The organism is Micromonospora sp. KC207, assembly GCF_004348615.1.
Lineage (GTDB): Bacteria > Actinomycetota > Actinomycetes > Mycobacteriales > Micromonosporaceae > Micromonospora.
Genome location: NZ_SMKJ01000114.1, coordinates 1 through 19,221 on the forward strand (window position 1 = coordinate 1; position 19,221 = coordinate 19,221).

Consider the following 19,221-nt stretch of genomic DNA (forward strand, 5'->3'; position numbering starts at 1 on the left):
ATCCGTACCCGGGGCCTGGTCCTGGCCCGGAGCCGGGTGCTGGCCTGGCTGCCGACTCCGCCCCGCAGCCCGGCCCTGCCCCGCAGCCGGGCCACGCGCCCCCCTGGTACGGGCACCCGGTCGCGGGCCAGCCGGCCGCCGCACCGGCGAGTTACCCGGGCCAGCCGGCAGGTGTGCCGGCGAGTTACCCGGGCCAGCCGATGGGTGGCGCCTTGGGTGTGCCGGGAACCGCCTGGGGGCGGGTGCCTCCGCCGCCGAGGGAGTCCGCCCGGCCGCCCAAGCGGGTCGACCCGGTGCCGGGCACCCCGTTCGGCGTGGTGCACCTCGACGTGCCCCCGGTCACTTCCGGGCTCGCGATCGGTTCCCTGGTGGCGGGCGTCGCCTCCACCCTGGTGTCGCTCCTGGTGATCTGCCTGGGGGCCATCGCGGGCACGCAGGGCGCCTGGGCCGCCGGCGTGTTCACGCTCCTCGGGCTGCTGGCGGGCACGGCGGCCGTGGTGGCGGGCCTGCTCGGCAGGCGACAGATCCGACGCCCGGCGCCCCCGCCGGCGGTGCGCTTCACGGGCAGGGGCCTGGCGGTGGCCGGGATCAGCTGTGGCGCGGCGGGTCTCGTGCTCAGCCTGCTGGGCCTCGGCCTGGCCCTGCTGCTCGCCCTGAGCTGAGCCGCGCCGCCGCCGGTGCCGGCGAAGTGTCCGCTTCCGGCTCCGTCCGGGCGCGTCTCGGTCCGGGCAAGGGGTTCACGCGTGTCGTCTGTCGGCCGCGTCTGGGTCCGGCGGGGTGCACGCGTCGTCGCCGGCGGCGTGGAAGGTCGCCCGATGGGGATGACGTGTCGCCGAGGTGGGGGTAACAGCTTGCCGGGATGCCGCGATGTCGCCGGCACGGCGGTGGGCCGGGGCAAGGCACGGCGGTGAGCCGGGGCTAGGTCCGACGGATGCGCGCGTGTCGGGGCGGGGCGCGTCGGAGGGCGCTACCCCGGGCCGCCGGGCCGGGTCCGGCGCAAGCCGTTACACTTGTTTCCGTAGGTGCCCATCGCGGATGGGCAGGCGCGACGGTTCGGCCAGCAGAGCGGTGACGCTGCTCTCCGGGCCTCTCCGTTTTGACCTGTGCGGCTGTGATAGGTACTCTTTCCCCTTGTGCCCGGGCCCGCCCGGGCAACTCGTGCGTGCGCTGGACCCGATTGCCGGTGATCGCGCGGCAGCACGACAGAGCCAAAGACCCGGCCCGCGGTGAACGCGTTCCGGTGACAGAAATCCGGTGCGCGCGCAAGCGACGGCATCGGGACCGTGATCTGGGCGACACGCCCGACCGCGGGTGCCGGGACCTCCGCAAGGTGGGCCTGGCTGGAATGTAGGAGAGCCTTCCCACGAGGGGTGGCTACGAGCAGACGGCGCGGTCGCCGGAAGGCGACCGAAGGGAGCGGAGAAACCCGGTGCCCACGATCCAGCAGCTGGTCCGAAAGGGCCGCCAGGCGAAGACGAGCAAGACCAAGACCCCGGCGCTGAAGGGTTCCCCTCAGCGGCGCGGCGTGTGCACCCGCGTGTACACCACCACCCCCAAGAAGCCGAACTCGGCGCTGCGCAAGGTCGCTCGTGTCAAGCTCAGCAGCCAGATCGAGGTGACCGCCTACATCCCGGGCGTGGGTCACAACCTGCAGGAGCACTCCATCGTGCTCGTTCGCGGCGGCCGGGTGAAGGACCTCCCCGGTGTGCGTTACAAGATCGTCCGCGGTTCGCTGGACACCCAGGGTGTCCGCAACCGCAAGCAGGCGCGCAGCCGTTACGGCGCGAAGAAGGAGAAGAGCTGAGATGCCGCGTAAGGGACCTGCTCCGCGGAAGCCGCTGGTCGCTGACCCGGTGTACAACTCGCCGTTGGTCACCCAGTTGGTGAACAAGATCCTGCTGCGTGGCAAGCGCCAGCTCGCCGAGCGCATCGTGTACGCGGCCCTGGAGGGCTGCCGCGAGAAGTCCGGCACCGACCCGGTCGTCACCCTGAAGCGGGCGATGGACAACGTCAAGCCGACCCTTGAGGTGCGCAGCCGCCGTGTCGGTGGCGCCACCTACCAGGTCCCGGTCGAGGTCCGTCCGTCCCGGGCGACCACCCTGGGCCTGCGCTGGCTGGTCACCTACTCCCGCGCCCGGCGCGAGAAGACCATGGTCGAGCGGCTGATGAACGAGCTGCTGGACGCGAGCAACGGCCTCGGTGCCGCGGTCAAGCGGCGTGAGGACACGCACAAGATGGCCGAGTCGAACAAGGCCTTCGCGCACTACCGCTGGTAACACATCTGGTTCCGGCGCCCGCGTGGCGCCGGAACCGCCACCAGTTGTGTCGAGACGACGATAAGTAGGGATTGAAGTGGCCGCCGCAGACGCGCTCGCCAACGTACGCAACATCGGCATCATGGCGCACATCGATGCCGGTAAGACCACTACCACCGAGCGGATCCTCTTCTACACCGGCATCACGTACAAGATCGGTGAGGTCCACGAGGGCGCTGCCGTCATGGACTGGATGGAGCAGGAGCAGGAGCGTGGTATCACCATCACCTCCGCTGCTACCAAGTGTGAGTGGAAGGGCCACACGATCCAGATCATCGACACGCCCGGTCACGTCGACTTCACGGTCGAGGTCGAGCGGTCGCTGCGGGTGCTGGACGGTGCGGTCGCGGTCTACGACGGCGTGGCCGGCGTGGAGCCGCAGACGGAGAACGTCTGGCGTCAGGCCGACAAGTACGACGTCCCGCGGATGTGCTTCGTCAACAAGCTCGACCGGACCGGCGCGGACTTCTTCCGCTGCGTTCAGATGATGATCGACCGGCTCAACGCCACCCCGCTGGTGCTCCAGATCCCGATCGGGCTCGAGGGCGACCACATCGGTGTCGTCGATCTGATCGGCATGCGTGCCCTCACCTGGCGCGGGGAGACCCAGAAGGGTGAGGACTACGCGATCGAGGAGATCCCGGCCGACCTCGCCGACGACGCCGCCGAGTGGCGCGAGAAGCTGATGGAGACCCTGGCCGACGTCGACGACGCGATCATGGAGAAGTACCTGGAGGGCGAGGAGATCTCCGTCGAGGAGATCAAGGCCGCCATCCGGCGGGCCACGATCGCCAGCAAGGCCAACCCGGTGCTCTGCGGCTCGGCGTTCAAGAACAAGGGCGTCCAGCCCATGCTCGACGCCGTGGTCGACTTCCTGCCGTCGCCGCTGGACATCCCGGCCATCGAGGGCACCGCGACCGACGGCGAGACGCCGCTGCAGCGGAAGCCGTCGAAGGCGGAGCCGTTCTCCGGTCTCGCCTTCAAGATCCAGACCGACAAGCACCTCGGTAAGCTCACCTACGTCCGGGTCTACTCCGGCGTGGTCGAGTCCGGGTCCCAGGTGGTCAACTCCACCAAGGACCGCAAGGAGCGAATCGGCAAGATTTACCAGATGCACGCCAACAAGCGGGAAGAGCGCGGCTCGGCCCAGGCTGGCGACATCATCGCGGTGCAGGGTCTCAAGCAGACCACCACCGGTGACACCCTGTGTGACCCGGCGAACCCGGTCATCCTGGAGTCGATGACCTTCCCGGAGCCGGTCATCGAGGTCGCCATCGAGCCGAAGACCAAGGCCGACCAGGAGAAGCTCAGCACCGCCATCCAGCGGCTGGCCGAGGAGGACCCGACCTTCCGCGTCAAGCTGGACGACGAGACCGGCCAGACGGTCATCTCCGGCATGGGCGAGCTGCACCTGGACATCCTGGTCGACCGGATGCGCCGCGAGTTCAACGTCGAGGCGAACATCGGCAAGCCGCAGGTGGCGTACCGCGAGACCATCCGCCGCAAGGTGGAGAAGGTCGAGTTCACCCACAAGAAGCAGACCGGTGGTTCCGGCCAGTACGCCCGGGTCATCATCAGCCTGGAGCCGCTGCCGCTGGACAACGACTCGCCGACCTACGAGTTCGCGAACGCCGTCACCGGCGGCCGCATCCCTCGGGAGTTCATCCCGTCGGTGGACGCCGGCGCCCAGGACGCCATGCAGTACGGCATCCTCGCGGGTTTCCCGCTGGTGGGTGTCAAGCTGACGCTGGTGGACGGTCAGTACCACGAGGTCGACTCGTCCGAGATGGCGTTCAAGATCGCTGGCTCGATGGCGCTGAAGGAGGCGGCCCGCAAGGCCGACCCGGCGCTGCTCGAACCGGTGATGTCCGTTGAGGTCACCACTCCCGAGGAGAACATGGGTGACGTCATCGGCGACCTCAACTCCCGCCGTGGCATCATCCAGGCGATGGAGGAGCGCAGCGGCACCCGCATCGTGAGGGCGCTGGTGCCGTTGTCGGAGATGTTCGGCTACGTCGGCGACCTGCGGTCGAAGACCCAGGGCCGGGCTAGCTACAGCATGCAGTTCGACTCCTATGCCGAGATTCCGGCCTCGGTGGCCAAGGAGATCATCGCCAAGGCGACTGGTGAGTGACGCTTGCCTGAGCTGATCCGATGAACCGGGGCGGGTCGCGGGAGGGAACTCCCGCCTGCGGCCACCTCGGTCGGGTTGTGTGAGACCGGGTCTGTAGGCTTCATCGCCGCAGAACCCACAAAAGCTCTCCGGTCGCAAGGCCGGAAAGGCTGTCGACAGAGTCCTAAGCGCCTACCTGGCGCGCCGGGGCGAACGAACCAAGAAGTCCACAGGAGGACACCAGTGGCGAAGGCGAAGTTCGAGCGGACTAAGCCGCACGTCAACATCGGCACCATTGGTCACATCGACCACGGTAAGACGACGCTGACGGCGGCCATCACCAAGGTCCTGCACGACCAGTTTCCGGACCTGAACCCGTACACGCCGTTCGACGAGATCGACAAGGCGCCGGAGGAGAAGGCCCGCGGCATCACGATCTCCATCGCGCACGTCGAGTACCAGACCGAGGCGCGGCACTACGCGCACGTCGACTGCCCCGGGCACGCCGACTACATCAAGAACATGATCACCGGTGCCGCGCAGATGGACGGCGCGATCCTGGTGGTGGCGGCGACCGACGGCCCGATGCCGCAGACCCGCGAGCACGTGCTGCTGGCCCGTCAGGTCGGTGTGCCGTACATCGTCGTGGCGCTCAACAAGAGCGACATGGTCGACGACGAGGAGCTCCTGGAGCTCGTCGAGCTCGAGGTGCGCGAGCTGCTCTCCTCGCAGGAGTACCCGGGTGACGACCTTCCGGTCGTCCGGGTCTCGGCGCTGAAGGCCCTCGAGGGTGACCCCGAGTGGACCGGCCGGCTCCTGGACCTGATGAACGCCGTCGACACCGCGATCCCGCAGCCGGAGCGCGAGACCGAGAAGCCGTTCCTGATGCCGATCGAGGACGTCTTCACGATCACCGGTCGTGGCACCGTCGTCACCGGTCGCGCGGAGCGCGGCATCCTCAAGCCGAACGAGGAGGTGGAGATCGTCGGTATCCGCGAGAAGTCGCAGAAGACGGTCTGCACCGGCATCGAGATGTTCCGCAAGCTGCTCGACGAGGCCCGCGCGGGTGAGAACGTCGGTCTGCTGCTGCGCGGCATCAAGCGCGAGGACGTCGAGCGCGGCATGGTGGTCGTCAAGCCGGGCACCACGACCCCGCACACGGAGTTCGAGGCTACGGTCTACATCCTCTCCAAGGAGGAGGGCGGCCGGCACACGCCGTTCTTCCAGAACTACCGTCCGCAGTTCTACTTCCGGACCACGGACGTCACCGGCGTCGTCACGCTGCCCGAGGGCACCGAGATGGTCATGCCGGGCGACAACACCACGATGACCGTGAAGCTGATCCAGCCCATCGCGATGGAGGAGAACCTCAAGTTCGCGATTCGGGAGGGTGGCCGTACGGTCGGCGCGGGTCGCGTCACCAAGATCGTCAAGTGAGCTGGGTAACCCCGATTAGCGTGGCCGCCGGTCGTGCGGCATACTAGTCAGGTTGCGTAACGGCAGTTCTTCGCCTGCGTCCGGCATCCCGCTGGACCTCCGGGTCGTTGAACAGTCGCGCGTAGGGTGGTTGGTCTGCCCCTGGCGGCCAACCACCCTCGCACGGCGTTCGGGTCGCGGTCACGCGATCGGCGCCATTGACCCACCGCATGGTCAGCAGAGCTCCGGGGTCCCGGGGCGGAGCCTGGCCCGAGGGCGCGACACGCCCGACCGCGGGGGTCGGCGGAAGTGGGCCTGCACCAGCCGGTGCAGGCGCCCGCAACACAGCGGCATCGAGAGAAGGAACAGAAGCCACCATGGCGGGACAGAAGATCCGCATCCGGCTCAAGGCCTATGACCACGAGGTCGTCGACTCCTCGGCTCGGAAGATCGTCGAGACGGTGACGCGTACCGGGGCGCAGGTCGCTGGCCCGGTGCCGCTGCCCACGGAGATCAACCGTTTCTGCGTTATCCGCTCGCCGCACAAGTACAAGGACTCGCGCGAGCACTTCGAGATGCGTACGCACAAGCGGCTGATCGACATCATCGACCCGACTCCGAAGACGGTCGACTCGCTCATGCGCCTCGACCTGCCGGCTGGCGTCGACATCGAGATCAAGCTGTAGGGACCGGACAAATGGACAGGCAAGTCAAGGGGATCCTGGGCGCCAAGCTCGGCATGACCCAGGTCTGGGACAACAACAAGGTTGTACCCGTGACCGTGGTTCAGGCCGGCCCGTGCGTCGTCAGCCAGGTTCGTAGCGCCGAGAAGGACGGTTACTCCGCAGTCCAGCTCGCGTACGGCACCATCGACCCGCGCAAGGTCAAGAAGCCGGTCAGCGGGCACTACGCGAAGGCGGACGTGGCACCGCGCCGGCACATCGTCGAGCTGCGCACCACGGACGCCGCGGACTACTCGCTGGGCCAGGAGGTCACGGTCGAGCAGTTCCCGGCCGGCGTCACCATCGACGTCACCGGCAAGACCAAGGGCAAGGGCTACGCCGGCCCGATGAAGCGGCACGGCTTCCACGGTCTGCGCGCCAGCCACGGTGTCGAGCGCAAGCACCGCTCGCCGGGTTCGATCGGCGCCTGCGCCACCCCGGGCCGCGTGTTCAAGGGCACCCGGATGGCGGGCCGGATGGGTGGCGTGCGCTACACCGTCCAGAACCTGACCGTCCAGGCGATCGACACCGAGAACAACCTGCTGCTCGTCCGTGGTGCCATTCCCGGCCCGAAGGGCGCGCTGGTTCTGGTCCGCACCGCGGCCAAGGCCAAGGACAAGGTGAAGAAGGGCGGTGTGGCCAAGTGACCACCGTTGACGTCCTCAACGTCGAAGGTGCCAAGAGCGGCTCCGTCGAGCTGCCGGCCGGCATCTTCGACGTCCAGGCCAACATCGCGCTGATGCACCAGGTCGTGGTGGCCCAGCTCGCGGCGGCCCGGCAGGGCACGCACAAGGCCAAGACCCGCGGCGAGGTCGCCGGTGGCGGCAAGAAGCCGTACAAGCAGAAGGGCACCGGCCGGGCCCGTCAGGGTTCGATCCGCGCGCCGCAGTTCGCCGGCGGTGGCGTGGTCCACGGCCCGGTGCCGCGCGACTACAGCCAGCGGACCCCGAAGAAGATGAAGGCCGCCGCCCTGCGTGGCGCCCTCTCCGACCGGGCCCGCGCCGGCCAGGTGCACGTCGTCGAGGCGTTCGTCTCGGGCGAGAAGCCGTCGACGAAGGCCGCCCTGGCCACGCTGGCCAAGCTGACCGAGGCCCCCCGGGTCCTGGTCGTGCTGAGCAGCTCCGACGAGCTGAACTGGGTGTCGCTGCGCAACGAGCCGCGGGTGCACCTGATCGAGGCCGGCCAGCTCAACACGTACGACGTGTTGGTGGCCGACGACGTGGTCTTCACCAAGGACGCCCTGGACGAGTTCCTGGGTGTCCCGGCCGGGACCACCGAGGAGGGTGACAAGTGAGCACGATCGCCGATCCGCGTGACGTCATTATCGCGCCGGTCGTCTCGGAGAAGAGCTACAGCGAGCTGAACCGGAACTGGTACACCTTCCTGGTGCACCCGGACGCCAACAAGACCGAGATCAAGATCGCTATCCAGCAGATCTTCAACGTCCGCGTCCTGACGGTCAACACGCTCAACCGCGAGGGCAAGCGCAAGCGCACCAAGACCGGCTTCGGTCAGCGCAAGGCCACCAAGCGGGCGATCGTGAAGCTGGCTGACGGTGACCGTATCGAGGCCTTCGGCGGCCCGGTCAGCTGAGGGGTGTAGACAATGGCTATCCGTAAGTACAAGCCGACGACGCCGGGCCGGCGTGGCTCGAGCGTTGCCGACTTCGCCGAGATCACCCGGTCGACGCCCGAGAAGTCGCTGCTGGCTCCGCTGCCGAAGAAGGGCGGGCGTAACGCCCACGGCCGGATCACCACGCGGCACCACGGTGGCGGCCACAAGCGCCAGTACCGTCTGATCGACTTCAAGCGGGTCGACAAGGACGGCATCCCGGCGAAGGTCGCGCACATCGAGTACGACCCGAACCGCACCGCACGCATCGCGCTGCTGCACTACGCCGACGGCGAGAAGCGCTACATCCTCGCGCCGAAGGACCTGAAGCAGGGCGACGCGGTCGAGTCCGGTCCGGGTGCCGACATCAAGCCGGGCAACAACCTGCCGCTGCGCAACATCCCGGTCGGTACGACGATCCACAACGTGGAGCTGCGTCCGGATGGCGGGGCGAAGCTGGCCCGCTCGGCCGGCGTCGGCATCCAGCTGCTCGGCCGGGAGGGCGCGTACGCGACCCTGCGCATGCCGTCCGGCGAGATCCGGCGGGTCGACGTGCGCTGCCGCGCCAGCATCGGCGAGATCGGCAACGCCGACCAGTCGAACATCAACTGGGGCAAGGCCGGCCGGATGCGGTGGAAGGGCAGGCGCCCGACCGTCCGAGGTGTCGCCATGAACCCGGTCGACCACCCGCACGGTGGTGGTGAGGGCAAGACCTCCGGTGGTCGCCACCCGGTCAACCCGCAGGGTAAGCCCGAGGGCCGCACCCGTCGTAAGGGCCAGCCGAGCGACCGGCTGATCGTCCGCCGCCGCTACGCCACGCGTAAGCGCGGCTGAGGGAGATAAGACATGCCTCGCAGCCTGAAGAAGGGCCCGTTCGTCGACGACCACCTGCTCAAGAAGGTGGAGACGCAGAACGACAAGGGCTCGAAGAACGTCATCAAGACCTGGTCGCGGCGCTCGACGATCATCCCCGAGATGCTCGGCCACACGATCGCCGTGCACGACGGACGCAAGCACGTCCCGGTGTTCGTCACCGAGGCGATGGTCGGGCACAAGCTCGGCGAGTTCGCGCTGACCCGCACGTTCAAGGGTCACGAGAAGGACGACCGGAAGAGCCGCCGGCGCTGACGCCGCGGGCATACGGATAGAGGAACAAGGGGTTACAGCGATGCCAGGAAAGGGCGACGCTCCGGTGCTTCCGGGCGCGCGGGCGGTTGCGCGGCATGTGCGCATCTCGCCGATGAAGGCGCGCCGGGTGGTCAACCTCGTCCGCGGCCTGCCCGCGAAGGAGGCGCTCACGGTGCTGCAGTTCGCGCCGCAGGCTGCGAGCGAGCAGGTGTACAAGGTGCTCGCTAGCGCGATCGCCAACGCGGAGAACAACGAGCGGCTGGACCCCGATGCGCTGCTCGTCAGCGAGGCGTTCGTCGACGAGGGCCCGACCATGAAGCGGTTCCGGCCGCGGGCGCAGGGCCGGGCGTACCGGATCCGCAAGCGGACCTGCCACATCACGGTGGCGGTCGAGGCGGTCGCGCCGGCCGCGCCGAAGAAGCCGGCGGCGAAGAAGGCCGCCCCGGCGCAGCAGGCTGCGGCCGCCGAGACGGAGAGCAAGACGGAGGGCGCCGAGTAATGGGTCAGAAGGTTCACCCCACTGGGTTCCGGCTCGGCATCTCGACCGACTGGAAGTCCCGCTGGTTCGCGGACAAGCTCTACAAGGACTACATCGGCGAGGACGTCAAGATTCGCCGGATGATGTCCAAGGGTCTTGAGCGGGCCGGCATCTCCAAGGTCGACATCGAGCGCACCCGGGACCGGGTCCGCGTCGACATCCACACCGCGCGGCCGGGCATCGTCATCGGCCGCAAGGGCGCGGAGGCCGACCGGATCCGCGGCGAGCTGGAGAAGCTCACCGGCAAGCAGGTTCAGCTGAACATCATCGAGGTGAAGAACCCCGAGTCGGATGCTCAGCTGGTCGCCCAGGGCGTCGCCGAGCAGCTCTCCAGCCGGGTCAGCTTCCGTCGGGCGATGCGCAAGGCGATGCAGTCGGCGATGAAGAACCCGGTCTGCAAGGGCATCCGGGTTCAGGTCTCGGGTCGCCTCGGCGGCGCCGAAATGAGCCGCACCGAGTTCTACCGCGAGGGTCGGGTCCCGCTGCACACGCTGCGGGCCAACATCGAGTACGGCTTCTTCGAGGCCCGTACCACCTTCGGCCGAATCGGCGTGAAGGTCTGGATCTACAAGGGCGACGCGGTGCCGGGTCGGGAAACCCCGGCCGAGGCTCCGTCGCGCCCGCGCCGTGAGCGCGGCGACCGCCCCGAGCGGCCGCGCCGTGGTCGGTCCGGCTCGTCCGGCACGACCGCCGGTGGCACCGAGGCCGGTCGGGCTGCCGCGACCACGATCGCGCAGCAGGCCGAGACGCCGAGTGGCGAGCCGATCGATGCTGGTGCGGTCGCGTCGGCCGCTTCGACTCCGGCAGAAACGCAGCAGGAGGGCTGACAGATGCTGATGCCGCGCAAGCCCCCGAAGGGCTTCCGCAAGCCGCACCACCCGGACCGCCACGGTGCGTCCAAGGGTGGCAACCGCGTGGTGTTCGGCGAGTTCGGGATCCAGGCTCTCGAGCCGGCGTACGTGACCAACCGGCAGATCGAGTCGGCGCGTATCGCGATGACCCGTCACATCAAGCGTGGCGGCAAGGTCTGGATCTCGATCTTCCCGGACCAGGCCCTGACCAAGAAGCCGGCCGAGACCCGGATGGGTTCCGGCAAGGGCTCGCCCGAGTGGTGGGTCGCCAACGTCAAGCCGGGGCGGATCCTGTTCGAGATGTCCTTCCCCAACGAGCCGATCGCGCGAGAGGCGATGCGTCGCGCGATCCACAAGCTCCCGATGAAGTGCCGCATTGTTACGCGCGAAGTGGGTGAATCCTGATGGCAGCGGGCGTTAAGGCCTCCGAGCTGCGTGAGCTCTCCGAGGAGGAGTTGGTCACGAAGCTGCGCGAGGCCAAGGCGGAGCTGTTCAACCTCCGCGTGCAGGCCGCAACCGGGCAGCTGGACAACAACCGGCGGCTGCAGGTCATCCGTCGGGAGATCGCCCGGATCTACACGATCATGCGTGAGCGCGAGCTGGGTCTCTCGGCCGCGCCGACTGAGGTGACTGCATCATGAGCGAGAACGCGACCACCACCGCCGACGCGCGGGCCCGCCGGAAGGTGCGTGAGGGGCTCGTCGTCAGCGACAAGATGGACAAGACCGTCGTCGTCGAGGTCGAGGACCGGGTCAAGCACGCGCTGTACGGCAAGATCATGCGCCGGACCAGCAAGTTGAAGGTGCACGACGAGCAGAACACCGCCGGCATCGGCGACCGGGTCCTGATCATGGAGACCCGGCCGCTGTCCGCCACCAAGCGGTGGCGGCTCGTGGAGATCCTGGAAAAGGCCAAGTAGCGAAGGCTCGAGCTCGCCCGGCGTCAGTCGGGCGCAGGTTCCGCCAGGCTCCGGCTGCGGCAGGCGGCCGGAGAACCGGCAGACATAGGAGATAGACGTGATTCAGCAGGAGTCGCGACTGCGCGTCGCCGACAACACGGGTGCCCGGGAGATCCTGTGCATCCGGGTTCTCGGTGGCTCCGGTCGGCGCTACGCGAGCATCGGCGACGTCATCGTGGCCACGGTCAAGGACGCGATCCCGGGTGCCGGTGTGAAGAAGGGCGACGTCGTCAAGGCCGTCGTCGTCCGCACGGCCAAGGAGAAGCGGCGGCCGGACGGCTCGTACATCCGCTTCGACGAGAACGCCGCCGTCATCATCAAGGACGGTGGGGACCCGCGCGGTACCCGTATCTTCGGCCCGGTGGGTCGGGAGCTGCGGGACAAGCGGTTCATGAAGATCATTTCCCTCGCGCCGGAGGTGTTGTGACCGTGAAGGTCAAGAAGGGCGACACGGTCGTCGTCATCGCCGGCAAGGACAAGGGTGCCAAGGGCAAGGTCATCGCGGCCTACCCGAGGCAGGACAAGGTCCTGGTCGAGGGCGTGAACCGGGTCAAGAAGCACACCCGCATCAGCACCACCCAGCGTGGCGCCAAGACCGGCGGCATCGTCACCCAGGAAGCCCCGATCCACGTCTCCAACGTGATGGTCGTGGACTCCGACGGGAACCCGACCCGCGTCGGGTACCGCATCGACGACAACGGCCAGAAGGTCCGCATCGCGCGTAGCACCGGTAAGGACCTGTGATGACCACGGCTACCGAAACCAAGACCATGCCGCGCCTCAAGGAGCGGTACCGCAACGAGATCGTGGCCAAGCTGCAGGAGCAGCACAGCTACGGCAACCCCATGCAGGTGCCGCGGCTGGTCAAGATCGTCGTGAACATGGGTGTCGGCGAGGCCGCCCGGGACGCCAAGCTGATCGACGGCGCCGTCCGGGACCTGGCCACCATCACCGGCCAGAAGCCGCAGGTGCGGCGGGCGACCAAGTCCATCGCGCAGTTCAAGCTCCGCGAGGGCATGCCGATCGGCGCGAAGGTCACCCTGCGCGGCGACCGGATGTGGGAGTTCCTGGACCGGCTGCTCTCCATCGCGCTGCCGCGTATCCGTGACTTCCGCGGTCTGGACGGGCGCAAGCTCGACGGGCATGGCAACTACACGTTCGGCCTGACCGAGCAGTCGGTGTTCCACGAGATCGACCAGGACAAGATCGATCGCCAGCGGGGCATGGACATCACGGTGGTCACGACCGCCACGACCGACGACGAGGGCCGGGCGCTGCTCAAGCTCCTGGGCTTCCCGTTCAAGGAGAACTGAGATGGCCAAGAAGGCGCTGATCCTCAAGGCGGCCGCGAAGCCGAAGTTCTCGGTTCGCGCGTACACCCGCTGCCAGCGGTGCGGGCGTCCCAAGGCGGTCTACCGCAAGTTCGGTCTCTGCCGGGTCTGCATCCGGGAGATGGCCCACCGCGGTGAGCTGCCGGGCGTGTCCAAGGCTTCCTGGTAAGGGCGACCGCGCCCCGGCTACCGGCCGGGGCCCCCTTGCACCGACTACGTATTGCTCTTCGCCGTAGGCCCGGGGCTGACCGCCCCGGGAACCCCGGCGAGAAAGGCTGACGAAATCCATGACGATGACCGACCCGATCGCAGACATGCTCACGCGTCTGCGTAACGCCAACCAGGCGTACCACGACCGGGTGACGATGCCCTACTCCAAGATCAAGGCGAACATCGCCGAGGTCCTGAAGACCGAGGGCTACATCGCCACCTGGTCGGTCGAGGAGCCCGAGGAGGGCGCCGTCGGCAAGCGACTGGTCGTCGAGCTGAAGTACGGCCAGAACCGCGAGCGGAGCCTGGCCGGCATCAAGCGCGTGTCCAAGCCCGGTCTCCGGGTGTACGCCAAGTCGGACGGGCTCCCGCGGGTGCTCGGCGGGCTGGGCGTGGCGATCATTTCGACGTCCCAGGGGCTGCTCACCGACCGGCAGGCCCGCAAGCGGAGCGTTGGCGGGGAAGTCCTCGCCTTCGTCTGGTAACGGGAGACAGGTAGAAATGTCGCGTATTGGACGTAAGTCGATCCCGGTGCCCGCCGGCGTCGACATCACGATCGACGGCCAGACCGTCAAGGTCAAGGGCCCGAAGGGCGAGCTCACGCTGACGCTCGCCGAGCCGATCACCGCCGAGCGGGCCGAGGACGGCCAGCTCCAGGTGAACCGGCCGAACGACGAGCGCAAGGCCAAGGAACTGCACGGCCTGAGCCGGACCCTGGTCGCCAACATGATCGTCGGCGTGACCGAGGGCCACCGCAAGAGCCTGGAGATCGCCGGCACCGGTTACCGGGTCACGGCCAAGGGCAAGGACCTGGAGTTCGCGCTCGGGTTCTCGCACCCGGTGCTGGTCCCCGCGCCGGACGGCATCACCTTCACGGTGGAGAAGCCGACCGTGTTCCACGTGGCCGGCATCGACAAGCAGCTCGTCGGTGAGGTCGCCGCAAACATCCGGAAGATCCGCCCGCCGGAGCCCTACAAGGGCAAGGGCGTCAAGTACCAGGGCGAGGTCATCCGCCGCAAGGCCGGTAAGGCGGGCAAGAAGTGATCGCGGCCGTCAGCACCAGGGCGAGGTCATCCGCCGGCCGCGAGGCCGTGAGAAAGGCAGGTAAGAAGTGAGCGCCACGCTGCTCAAGCGTCGCCGCGGCGTCGCCGCCAAGCGCGCCGTCGGCCGTGCGCGTCGACACTTCCGGGTCCGCAAGAACGTCAGTGGCACCGCCGAGCGTCCCCGCCTGGTCGTCACCCGGTCGCTGCGCCACATCGTCGCCCAGGTAGTGGACGACACCAGGGGTCACACCCTGGCGTCGGCCTCGACCCTGGACGCGTCGCTGCGCGGCACCGAGGGCGACAAGAGCGCCCTGGCCGGCAAGGTCGGTGCCCTGCTCGCCGAGCGGGCCAAGGCCGCCGGCGTCTCGAAGGTCGTCTTCGACCGCGGTGGCAACCGGTACGCGGGGCGGGTCGCCGCGCTTGCCGACGCCGCCCGCGAAGCCGGGCTCGAGTTCTAGAAACCCCGTCACGAGAGAGAAGGAAGGCTGCTGATGCCAGGTCAACAGCGCCGTGGCGGCGGGTCCGGTGGCAACGAGGGTGGTCGCCGCGACAACCGCCGTGAGGGCGGCCGCGGAAACGCGCCCGTCGAGAAGACCCCGCACCTCGAGCGGGTCGTCGCGATCAACCGCGTCGCCAAGGTCGTGAAGGGTGGTCGTCGCTTCAGCTTCACCGCCCTGGTGATCGTGGGCGACGGCGACGGCACCGTCGGTGTGGGCTACGGAAAGGCCAAGGAGGTGCCCGCGGCGATCGCCAAGGGCGTCGAGGAGGCCAAGAAGCACTTCTTCAAGGTGCCGCGGATCGCTTCCTCGATCCCGCACCCGGTGACGGGTGAGGCCGCCGCCGGCGTGGTGCTGCTCAAGCCGGCCTCCGCCGGTACGGGTGTCATCGCCGGTGGTCCGGTGCGTGCCGTGCTGGAGTGCGCGGGCATCCACGACGTGCTCTCCAAGAGCCTCGGCTCGTCAAACCCGATCAACATCGTGCACGCCACGGTGGCGGCGCTGAAGGGGCTGGAGTCCCCGGAGGCCGTCGCGGCCCGTCGTGGCCTGCCGGTCGAGGACGTCGCGCCGGCCGCGATGCTCGCGTCGCGGGCGGGGGTGGCGTCCTGATGGCTCGCCTGAAGGTCACCCAGGTCCGGTCCGAGATCGGGACCAAGCAGAACCAGCGTGACTCGCTGCGTTCGCTCGGTCTCAAGCGGATCAACGACGTGGTGGTCAAGGAGGACCGGCCGGAGATTCGCGGCATGATCTTCGCGGTCAACCACCTCGTGAAGGTCGAGGAGGTCGAGTAATGACGATCAAGGTTCACCACCTGCGCCCGGCGCCCGGTGCCAAGACCGCGAAGACCCGTGTGGGTCGCGGTGAGGGCTCCAAGGGCAAGACCGCCGGCCGCGGTACCAAGGGCTCGAAGGCCCGCAAGAACATCTCGGCGGCGTTCGAGGGCGGGCAGATGCCCATCCACATGCGCCTGCCGAAGATGAAGGGCTTCAAGAACAAGTTCAAGGTGGTCTTCCAGGTGGTCAACCTGGACCGGCTCGCCGAGCTGTTCCCGAACGGCGGCCAGGTCGGCCCGCAGGAGCTGGTCGAGGCCGGCGCGGTCCGCAAGGGCCACCCGGTCAAGGTGCTCGGCACCGGTGACCTGAGCGGGGTGTCCCTCCAGGTGTCGGCGCACGCGTTCAGCGCATCGGCCAAGGAGAAGATCGCCGCCGCCGGTGGCTCCGTCACCGAGCTGTAGGCCGTACCCGTGGCGCCCGCTCAGTTCTTCGTGACTGGGCGGGCGTCTCGGTCTACCCGGTACGTGCGCACCGGGTAATATCGGATTCGATTTATGTAGCCGGGCACACCTGCCCGGACCGGGACGGGGCTGTTAGGCTCCCATCCCAGCTATGGATATCGGGCGCTCGCCCGGCACCCACCCCGATCCGCCAGGGACCACCACCGGCGGCCCGCCTCGCGCAGGAGGAAGAAGTTGCTGTCCGCCTTTCTCAGTGCGTTCCGTACGCCTGACCTGCGCAAGAAGCTGCTGTTCACGGTAGGCATCATCGCGGTCTACCGGCTCGGCGCCACCCTGCCCAGCCCCGGTGTCTCGTACGGCAACGTCCAGAAGTGCCTCGACACCATCGGGAACGCGAACACCGGGGTGCTGAACCTGCTGGACCTCTTCTCCGGCGGGGCGCTGCTGCAGCTCTCGGTCTTCGCGCTGGGCATCATGCCCTACATCACGGCGTCGATCATCCTGCAACTGCTCACCGTGGTCATCCCGCGGCTGGAGCAGCTCCGCAAGGAGGGCCAGGCCGGCCAGGCGAAGATCACCCAGTACACCCGCTACCTCACCCTGGGCCTGGGCATCCTCCAGTCGTCGGCGTTCGTGGCGCTGGCCCGCTCCGGGCAGCTCTTCAACAATCAGTGCGACCAGTTCCCGATCGTCCCCGAGGGCACCGGCATCCCGGACTGGCTGACGCTGACCATCCTGGTGATGACGATGACCGCCGGCACCGGCATGGTGATGTGGCTCGGCGAGCTGATCACCGACCGGGGCGTCGGCAACGGCATGTCGGTGCTGATCTTCACCTCGATCGCGGCCCGCCTCCCCAGCGAGGGCTGGCGGATCAAGACCCAGCAGGGTTGGGGCAAGTTCTTCCTGGTGCTGGCGCTGGTCCTGGTGGTCATCACCGCGGTCACCTTCATCGAGCAGGCGCAGCGCCGGATCCCGGTGCAGTACGCCAAGCGGATGATCGGCCGGCGGATGTACGGCGGCACGTCGACCTACATCCCGCTGAAGGTCAACCAGGCGGGTGTCATCCCGGTCATCTTCGGCTCGTCGCTGCTCTACCTGCCGCAGTTGGCGCTCCAGTTCTTCGACCAGACGGACCCGGGCAAGATCCAGGCCTGGATCCAGAACAACGTGGTCGACCCGTCGAGCCCGCTGCACATCGCGATCTACTTCCTGCTGATCATCTTCTTCACGTACTTCTACGTGTCGATCACGTTCAACCCGACCGAGGTCGCGGACAACATGAAGAAGTACGGCGGCTTCGTGCCGGGCATCCGCCCCGGCAAGCCGACCGCCGACTACCTCGACTTCATCCTCAGCCGGATCACCCTGCCGGGCGCGCTCTACCTGGGCATCGTCTCGGTCCTGCCGAACTTCTTCTTCATCTGGCTCAACAGTGAGCAGTTCCAGAACTTCCCGTTCGGCGGCACCGCTGTGCTCATCATGGTCGGCGTCGGTCTGGAGACCGTGAAGCAGATCGAGAGCCAACTCATGCAGCGGAACTACGAAGGGTTCCTGCGGTAGATGCGACTCGTTCTGGTTGGCCCGCCGGGGGCGGGCAAGGGCACACAGGCGGAGTTCATCGCTGCTCACCTCTCGGTGCCGAAGATCTCGACCGGTGACATCTTCCGGGCGAACGTCTCCCAGGGCACGCCGTTGGGTGTCGAGGCGAAGCGCTACATGGACGCGGGCAAGCTGGTCCCGGACGAGGTGACCATCAACATGGTCCGGGACCGGCTCGCCGAGCCGGACGCCTCGGAGGGCTTCCTGCTCGACGGGTTCCCCCGGACCACGCCGCAGGCCGCCGCGTTGGACAAGCTCCTCGCCGACCTGGGCACCGCCCTGGACCTGGTGCTGGAGCTGGTCGTCGACGACGACGAGGTGATCCGGCGGCTGTCGGGCCGGCGCACCTGCCGGGGCTGCGGCAAGATCTGGCACGTCGAGTTCGACGCGACCACCCGGGACGGCATCTGCGACCGCTGCGGTGCCGACCTGTTCCAGCGCGACGACGACAAGCCGGAGACCATCGCCGCCCGGCTGCGGGAGTACGCCGAGAAGACCGCGCCGCTGGTCGACTACTACGGTGCCCAGGGCAAGCTGGTGGGGATCGACGCCACCGGCCCGGTGGAGGACGTGACCGTCCGCGCCATCGACGCCCTCCGCTCGTACGGCGGCTGACGAACGCCGGGCTCCGGCGGATAGAGTGCGAGCGGCGGGGCACGTCCGACGTGCCCCGCCGCTCCGCGCGACGAAAGGTAACGGCTCCATGCGTCGTCCCCAGCTGGACATCCAGCTGAAGACCCCCGACCAGATCGAGAAGATGCGCGCCGCCGGCCTTGTGGTGGCCGAGGCGCTGCGTCGGATGCGGGAGGCGGTGGCCCCCGGGGTCAGCACCGCCGACCTGGACGCGATCGCCGAGTCGACCATCCGGGAGGCGGGGGCCGCCCCGTCGTTCAAGGGCTACCACGGCTTCCCGGCCTCGATCTGCTCCTCGGTCAACGAGCAGGTGGTGCACGCGATCCCCTCGCCGGGCCAGGTGCTCCGGGAGGGTGACCTGATCTCGATCGACTGCGGCGCGGTGCTCGACGGCTGGCACGGCGACGCGGCGATCACCGTCGGCGTGGGAGAGGTCGACCCGGCCTTGCTGAAGATGGCCGCCGTGGCCGAGGACGCGATGTGGGCCGGGATCGCCGCGGCGGCGCGCGGGGCGGCCAACGGCCGGGGACGGCTCACCGACATCTCGCACGCGGTGGAGAACGCGGTCCGCAAGGGTGGCCGGTACGGCATCGTCGACGGATACGGCGGGCACGGCATCGGCACCGAGATGCACCAGGACCCGCACGTGCTCAACCACGGCCGGCCCGGCAAGGGACCTCGGCTCGTGCCGGGCCTGGCGCTGGCCATCGAGCCGATGATCACCATGGGCTCGCCGCGCACGGTCGAGCTCGCCGACGGCTGGACCGTCGTCACCCGGGACGGCTCGATGGCGGTGCACGTCGAGCACTCGATGGCGCTGCTGCCGGACGGGGTCTGGGTGCTCACCGCGTTCGACGGCGGTCGGGCGCGCCTGGGTGACCTGGTCACCGCCCGCCAGCCCGCCGGCTCCCCGGCGGCCTGACCGCCGACCGCCTCGGGGTGTGGCCCGGCGGGATCGTCCGCGCGGGGCCGGGGGCGGCGCACCGGCGGGGCTCGAAGGCCCCCGTACGGGCGGCTGC

General features: G+C 68.6%; 29 protein-coding genes. All 29 read left to right on the forward strand.

Annotated features, from left to right (window positions below; translation table 11 throughout):
* Window positions 1-293 precede the first annotated feature (293 nt).
* The 29 genes from E1258_RS16065 to map all read left to right on the forward strand — a co-directional run bounded on the left by E1258_RS16065 (window position 294) and on the right by map (window position 19,124).
* On the forward strand, window positions 294-662 hold the full coding sequence (locus E1258_RS16065) for a hypothetical protein (RefSeq protein WP_132401623.1): 369 nt from the start codon (window positions 294-296) through the stop codon (window positions 660-662).
* A 767-nt stretch (window positions 663-1,429) separates the two neighbouring features.
* Window positions 1,430-1,804 (forward strand): 30S ribosomal protein S12, encoded by a 375-nt coding sequence (gene rpsL / locus E1258_RS16070; RefSeq protein ID WP_014440718.1) that lies wholly within the window; start codon window positions 1,430-1,432, stop codon window positions 1,802-1,804.
* 1 nt (window position 1,805) lies between these two features.
* Complete coding sequence (gene rpsG, locus E1258_RS16075) at window positions 1,806-2,276, forward strand: 30S ribosomal protein S7 (RefSeq protein ID WP_013288637.1); 471 nt, start codon at window positions 1,806-1,808, stop codon at window positions 2,274-2,276.
* A gap of 76 nt (window positions 2,277-2,352) precedes the next feature.
* Window positions 2,353-4,449, forward strand: a complete 2,097-nt coding sequence (fusA, locus tag E1258_RS16080) for an elongation factor G (RefSeq protein WP_132401605.1) — start codon at window positions 2,353-2,355, stop codon at window positions 4,447-4,449.
* A 222-nt stretch (window positions 4,450-4,671) separates the two neighbouring features.
* Entirely contained in the window at window positions 4,672-5,865 is a 1,194-nt protein-coding gene (gene tuf / locus E1258_RS16085) for an elongation factor Tu (RefSeq protein ID WP_132401608.1), read from the forward strand.
* Window positions 5,866-6,221: 356 nt separating this feature from the next.
* On the forward strand, window positions 6,222-6,530 hold the full coding sequence (rpsJ, locus tag E1258_RS16090) for a 30S ribosomal protein S10 (protein ID WP_007073037.1): 309 nt from the start codon (window positions 6,222-6,224) through the stop codon (window positions 6,528-6,530).
* An 11-nt stretch (window positions 6,531-6,541) separates the two neighbouring features.
* Window positions 6,542-7,213, forward strand: a complete 672-nt coding sequence (gene rplC / locus E1258_RS16095) for a 50S ribosomal protein L3 (protein ID WP_007073036.1) — start codon at window positions 6,542-6,544, stop codon at window positions 7,211-7,213.
* Window positions 7,210-7,860 (forward strand): 50S ribosomal protein L4, encoded by a 651-nt coding sequence (gene rplD / locus E1258_RS16100; protein ID WP_007073035.1) that lies wholly within the window; start codon window positions 7,210-7,212, stop codon window positions 7,858-7,860. The genes rplC and rplD overlap by 4 nt, the downstream gene beginning before the upstream one ends.
* Window positions 7,857-8,159 carry a 50S ribosomal protein L23 gene (gene rplW / locus E1258_RS16105; RefSeq protein WP_007073034.1) on the forward strand — a complete coding sequence of 101 codons (303 nt, stop codon included), beginning with the start codon at window positions 7,857-7,859 and terminating at the stop codon, window positions 8,157-8,159. The genes rplD and rplW overlap by 4 nt, the downstream gene beginning before the upstream one ends.
* Window positions 8,160-8,171: 12 nt before the next feature.
* Window positions 8,172-9,011: a 50S ribosomal protein L2 gene (rplB, locus tag E1258_RS16110; RefSeq protein ID WP_132401611.1), complete on the forward strand. Its 840-nt coding sequence runs from the start codon at window positions 8,172-8,174 to the stop codon at window positions 9,009-9,011.
* Window positions 9,012-9,023: 12 nt separating this feature from the next.
* Window positions 9,024-9,305 (forward strand): 30S ribosomal protein S19, encoded by a 282-nt coding sequence (rpsS, locus tag E1258_RS16115; RefSeq protein WP_007073032.1) that lies wholly within the window; start codon window positions 9,024-9,026, stop codon window positions 9,303-9,305.
* Between the two features lie 40 nt (window positions 9,306-9,345).
* The gene (rplV, locus tag E1258_RS16120; protein ID WP_007073031.1) at window positions 9,346-9,804 is read left to right on the forward strand and encodes a 50S ribosomal protein L22; all 459 of its coding nucleotides are present in this window, start codon (window positions 9,346-9,348) and stop codon (window positions 9,802-9,804) included.
* Window positions 9,804-10,670 (forward strand): 30S ribosomal protein S3, encoded by an 867-nt coding sequence (gene rpsC / locus E1258_RS16125; RefSeq protein ID WP_007073030.1) that lies wholly within the window; start codon window positions 9,804-9,806, stop codon window positions 10,668-10,670. Before rplV ends, rpsC begins: the two co-directional genes overlap by 1 nt.
* A gap of 3 nt (window positions 10,671-10,673) precedes the next feature.
* Window positions 10,674-11,099 (forward strand): 50S ribosomal protein L16, encoded by a 426-nt coding sequence (gene rplP / locus E1258_RS16130; protein WP_007073029.1) that lies wholly within the window; start codon window positions 10,674-10,676, stop codon window positions 11,097-11,099.
* A complete protein-coding gene (rpmC, locus tag E1258_RS16135; RefSeq protein WP_007073028.1) occupies window positions 11,099-11,335 on the forward strand; it encodes a 50S ribosomal protein L29 in 237 nt (78 codons plus the stop codon). The genes rplP and rpmC overlap by 1 nt, the downstream gene beginning before the upstream one ends.
* Entirely contained in the window at window positions 11,332-11,613 is a 282-nt protein-coding gene (gene rpsQ, locus E1258_RS16140) for a 30S ribosomal protein S17 (RefSeq protein ID WP_132401614.1), read from the forward strand. The genes rpmC and rpsQ overlap by 4 nt, the downstream gene beginning before the upstream one ends.
* A 97-nt stretch (window positions 11,614-11,710) precedes the next feature.
* Complete coding sequence (gene rplN / locus E1258_RS16145; RefSeq protein WP_007073026.1) at window positions 11,711-12,079, forward strand: 50S ribosomal protein L14; 369 nt, start codon at window positions 11,711-11,713, stop codon at window positions 12,077-12,079.
* Window positions 12,076-12,396 carry a 50S ribosomal protein L24 gene (gene rplX, locus E1258_RS16150; protein WP_007073025.1) on the forward strand — a complete coding sequence of 107 codons (321 nt, stop codon included), beginning with the start codon at window positions 12,076-12,078 and terminating at the stop codon, window positions 12,394-12,396. Before rplN ends, rplX begins: the two co-directional genes overlap by 4 nt.
* Window positions 12,396-12,965: a 50S ribosomal protein L5 gene (rplE, locus tag E1258_RS16155; RefSeq protein ID WP_007073024.1), complete on the forward strand. Its 570-nt coding sequence runs from the start codon at window positions 12,396-12,398 to the stop codon at window positions 12,963-12,965. Before rplX ends, rplE begins: the two co-directional genes overlap by 1 nt.
* A gap of 1 nt (window position 12,966) precedes the next feature.
* A complete protein-coding gene (locus E1258_RS16160) occupies window positions 12,967-13,152 on the forward strand; it encodes a type Z 30S ribosomal protein S14 (protein ID WP_007073023.1) in 186 nt (61 codons plus the stop codon).
* Window positions 13,153-13,270: 118 nt separating this feature from the next.
* Window positions 13,271-13,678: a 30S ribosomal protein S8 gene (gene rpsH, locus E1258_RS16165; protein ID WP_007073022.1), complete on the forward strand. Its 408-nt coding sequence runs from the start codon at window positions 13,271-13,273 to the stop codon at window positions 13,676-13,678.
* Window positions 13,679-13,694: 16 nt separating this feature from the next.
* The gene (gene rplF, locus E1258_RS16170) at window positions 13,695-14,237 is read left to right on the forward strand and encodes a 50S ribosomal protein L6 (protein WP_007073021.1); all 543 of its coding nucleotides are present in this window, start codon (window positions 13,695-13,697) and stop codon (window positions 14,235-14,237) included.
* A 79-nt stretch (window positions 14,238-14,316) separates the two neighbouring features.
* Window positions 14,317-14,694, forward strand: a complete 378-nt coding sequence (gene rplR, locus E1258_RS16175) for a 50S ribosomal protein L18 (protein ID WP_371688624.1) — start codon at window positions 14,317-14,319, stop codon at window positions 14,692-14,694.
* 33 nt (window positions 14,695-14,727) lie between these two features.
* Window positions 14,728-15,342 (forward strand): 30S ribosomal protein S5, encoded by a 615-nt coding sequence (gene rpsE, locus E1258_RS16180; protein ID WP_007073019.1) that lies wholly within the window; start codon window positions 14,728-14,730, stop codon window positions 15,340-15,342.
* Window positions 15,342-15,524 carry a 50S ribosomal protein L30 gene (gene rpmD, locus E1258_RS16185; RefSeq protein ID WP_007073018.1) on the forward strand — a complete coding sequence of 61 codons (183 nt, stop codon included), beginning with the start codon at window positions 15,342-15,344 and terminating at the stop codon, window positions 15,522-15,524. Before rpsE ends, rpmD begins: the two co-directional genes overlap by 1 nt.
* Window positions 15,524-15,967, forward strand: a complete 444-nt coding sequence (rplO, locus tag E1258_RS16190) for a 50S ribosomal protein L15 (RefSeq protein WP_007073017.1) — start codon at window positions 15,524-15,526, stop codon at window positions 15,965-15,967. The genes rpmD and rplO overlap by 1 nt, the downstream gene beginning before the upstream one ends.
* Before the next feature lie 234 nt (window positions 15,968-16,201).
* Window positions 16,202-17,530, forward strand: a complete 1,329-nt coding sequence (gene secY / locus E1258_RS16195; RefSeq protein WP_132401620.1) for a preprotein translocase subunit SecY — start codon at window positions 16,202-16,204, stop codon at window positions 17,528-17,530.
* Complete coding sequence (locus E1258_RS16200) at window positions 17,531-18,184, forward strand: adenylate kinase (protein WP_007073015.1); 654 nt, start codon at window positions 17,531-17,533, stop codon at window positions 18,182-18,184.
* An 88-nt stretch (window positions 18,185-18,272) separates the two neighbouring features.
* On the forward strand, window positions 18,273-19,124 hold the full coding sequence (gene map, locus E1258_RS16205) for a type I methionyl aminopeptidase (RefSeq protein ID WP_036373084.1): 852 nt from the start codon (window positions 18,273-18,275) through the stop codon (window positions 19,122-19,124).
* The last annotated feature ends 97 nt before the right edge of the window (window positions 19,125-19,221 follow it).